General features: G+C 75.8%; 4 protein-coding genes. 2 read left to right on the forward strand and 2 right to left on the reverse strand.

The features are described 5' to 3' along the window. The coding region (locus NH602_RS29760; RefSeq protein WP_253069552.1) for a DUF4192 family protein at positions 1 to 713 on the forward strand (713 nt) is incomplete at its 5' end. A 22-nt stretch (positions 714 to 735) separates the two neighbouring features. Here the strand turns inward: NH602_RS29760 and galE are convergent. Both galE and NH602_RS29770 read right to left on the reverse strand, forming a co-directional pair. Beyond that, positions 736 to 1,704, reverse strand: coding sequence for a UDP-glucose 4-epimerase GalE (galE, locus tag NH602_RS29765; RefSeq protein WP_073574188.1), 969 nt, complete (start codon positions 1,702 to 1,704; stop codon positions 736 to 738). Positions 1,705 to 1,719: 15 nt separating this feature from the next. After that, on the reverse strand, positions 1,720 to 2,436 hold the full coding sequence (locus NH602_RS29770; protein ID WP_073574187.1) for a metal-dependent transcriptional regulator: 717 nt from the start codon (positions 2,434 to 2,436) through the stop codon (positions 1,720 to 1,722). 93 nt (positions 2,437 to 2,529) lie between these two features. Between NH602_RS29770 and NH602_RS29775 the strand changes: the two genes are divergently transcribed. Continuing rightward, the coding region (locus NH602_RS29775) for a sulfurtransferase (RefSeq protein WP_253069553.1) at positions 2,530 to 2,941 on the forward strand (412 nt) is incomplete at its 3' end.

The raw sequence follows: 2,941 nt of genomic DNA on the forward strand, positions 1-2,941 counted from the left end.
CGATCGCGGCCCTCTGGGCGACCGGTACCCGGGCGGGGGACCGGTGGGGCTGCTTCGACCTGCCCTGCACCTGCGGCGGGCTGCTGCCCGATGCCGCGTCGACCACGCTCGGGGTCACGGCCGCGGTCCGCGACGGCCGGGCCGTCCTGCCCGACCGCGACGCGGTGCTCGCCCCGCTCGACTCCGACGCCGCCATCCGTCGCCGCCGGGCCCGGTTGCGCGACACCGGCGCCGCACCGGCCCGGGTGTGTGTCGCGACCGGCACCGCCCTGCTCGACGCCTGCCTGGACGAGGCCGCGGCGAGCCGGCTCGTCGTCGACGACCGGCTGGCGCTGGCCCTGTGCGGCGCCCTCGACGTCGGCGACGTGCGCGACGAGGCGCTGCGCCGCTGCCTGGGTCGCCGCGCGGCGGACGCCGAGCAGCTGTGGGCGGTGCTGGTCGCGGCCCTGCCGTCACCGCAGCGGGCGCACCCGCTGGCCCTGCTCGCGGTGTGCGCCCTGCTGCGCGGCGACGGTGCGCTCGCGACCGGGGCGACGGAGCGGGCGCTGGCCGAACGGCCCGACCACGTCCTCGCCGGGGTGGTGGCGGCGAGCCTGCACGGCACCCGCGACCCGCGCTCACCCGCCGCACGGTGGGCGGGCCCGGGCGGGCTGCGGCGGCTGCTCACCGCGATGCTCGACCCGGACGCTCCCGACGAGACGGCCGCCCGGTGAGCCGGCCCCGGGCCGCGCAGGTTCAGCGGGACCGGGCGAACTCCCAGGCGTCGCCGACGATCTCGGCGATCGCGGTCCGCGACGGCTTCCAGCCAAGCTGCTGCGCGGCCTGCTCGCTCGAGGCCACCAGCACCGCGGGGTCACCGGCTCGGCGCGGCGCGACGACGGCCGGGATCGGGTGCCCGGTCACCGTGCGGCAGGCCTCGACCACCTCGAGCACGGAGAACCCGTGACCGCTGCCGAGGTTGTAGATGTCGTGCCGCCCCGCGACGGCGTGGGTCAGCGCGAGCAGGTGGGCCTCGGCGAGGTCGTCGACGTGGATGTAGTCACGCACGCAGGAGCCGTCGGGGGTGGGCCAGTCGTCGCCGTAGACCGAGATCGACTCGCGGGTGCCCGCGGCGACCTGCAGGACCAGCGGGATCAGGTGGGTCTCGACCGCGTGCCGCTCCCCGAGCGGGGTGTCACCGGACAGGTGCGCCCCGGCCACGTTGAAGTACCGCAGGCTCGTCGCGGCCAGGCCGTGCGCCGTCGCGTAGGAGGTGATCATGTGGTCGATCGCGAGCTTGCTCGCCCCGTAGGGGTTGGTCGGCCGGGTCGGCGCGGTCTCCGGGATCGGGACCTGCTCCGGCTCGCCGTAGGTGGCGGCGGTGGAGGAGAACACCAGCCGCGGTACCGCGTGCTCCCGGACCGCCTCGAGCAGCCGGAACGAGGCCACGACATTGCCGTCCCAGTACTTCTCGGGCTTCTCGACGGACTCCCCGACCAGCGAGCGGGCGGCGTAGTGCAGCACGCCGTCGAACCCGCCGCGGCCCAGGACCTCCCCGGCGCGGGTACCGAGCTCACCCTCGACGAACTCCGCGCCCGCGGGCACGGCGTCGCGGTGGCCGGTGGACAGGTCGTCGAGCACGACGACCTCGTGGCCGGCGTCGAGCAGGTGTGCGGCGCACACGCTGCCCACGTAGCCCGCGCCGCCGGTGACGAGCAGCTTCACGTGTGCGGATCCTCCTCAGACGGCGCGGACGAGCACGGCGTGCGCGACCGGCGGAGCGACGGTCGACTTCTCGTCGTCCGAGCTCACCGGCACCGGGTCGCCGAAGCGGGAGATCGGGCCGACGTCGATCACGTTGCCGGGCACGATCCCCGCGAGCTTCAGCTCGCCCATCAGGTCGGAGTCCAGCTGCACGTGCTCGGCGATCCGCCGGATCTCGACGCGACCGCCACCGCGGCGGGCCAGCTCGTCGAGCCGCTGCAGGCCGACCTCGAGCGTGGGCGGCACCGACGACGACGTCGACGCGTCGTCCCCGCGCTCCAGCTCCTCCAGACCCGGGATCGGGTTGCCGTAGGGCGACACGGTCGGCTTGTCGAGCAGGCGGAGCAGCTTGCGCTCGACGTCCTCGCTCATCACGTGCTCCCAGCGGCACGCCTCGGCGTGGACGAGCTCCCACTCGAGCCCGATCACGTCGATCAGCAGCCGCTCGGCGAGGCGGTGCTTGCGCATGACGGCGACGGCGCGGCCGCGGCCCTCGTCGGTCAGCTCGAGGTGGCGGTCCCCGGCCACGACGACGAGTCCGTCGCGTTCCATACGGGCCACCGTCTGGCTGACGGTCGGCCCGCTCTGTCCGAGGCGTTCGGCGATCCGCGCGCGCAGCGGGACGACGCCTTCCTCCTCGAGTTCGTAGATGGTGCGGAGGTACATCTCCGTGGTGTCGATGAGGTCGTTCACGTGGGGCCCCTTCGTTCGACGTCCAGTCTACCCAGCGCGGCTCCCGCGCACGGCGAGCCCGTCCGGGGCAGGATGGGCGCCGTGTCCGGATCCATGATCCCCCCTTCGGAACTCGCCGGCCTGCTGGGGCCCGCCCCGGCCGCCGGCACCGTGCGGCCCGTGGTGCTCGATGTCCGGTGGCGTCTGGCCGGCCCGCCCGGCCGCGCGGACCACGGGGCCCACCGGGTCCCCGGTGCGGTGTTCGTCGACCTCGACACCGAGCTGTCCGCGGGCCCCGCGCGCCCCGGCCCCGGCGGGCGCCACCCGTTGCCGGAACCCGCTGCGCTGCAGGAGGTCCTGCGCCGGGCCGGGATCCGGGACGAGGCCGGCGACCAGCTCGTCGTCGCCTACGACGACCTCGACGGCTCGGTCGCCGCGCGCGCCTGGTGGCTGCTGCGCTGGGCCGGCGTCGCGCCCGGTCGGGTCCGGGTGCTCGACGGCGGGTTCGCCGGCTGGCAGGCCGCGC

Origin of the sequence: Pseudonocardia sp. McavD-2-B, assembly GCF_024124365.1 — a bacterium.
GTDB classification, from domain to species: domain Bacteria; phylum Actinomycetota; class Actinomycetes; order Mycobacteriales; family Pseudonocardiaceae; genus Pseudonocardia; species Pseudonocardia alni.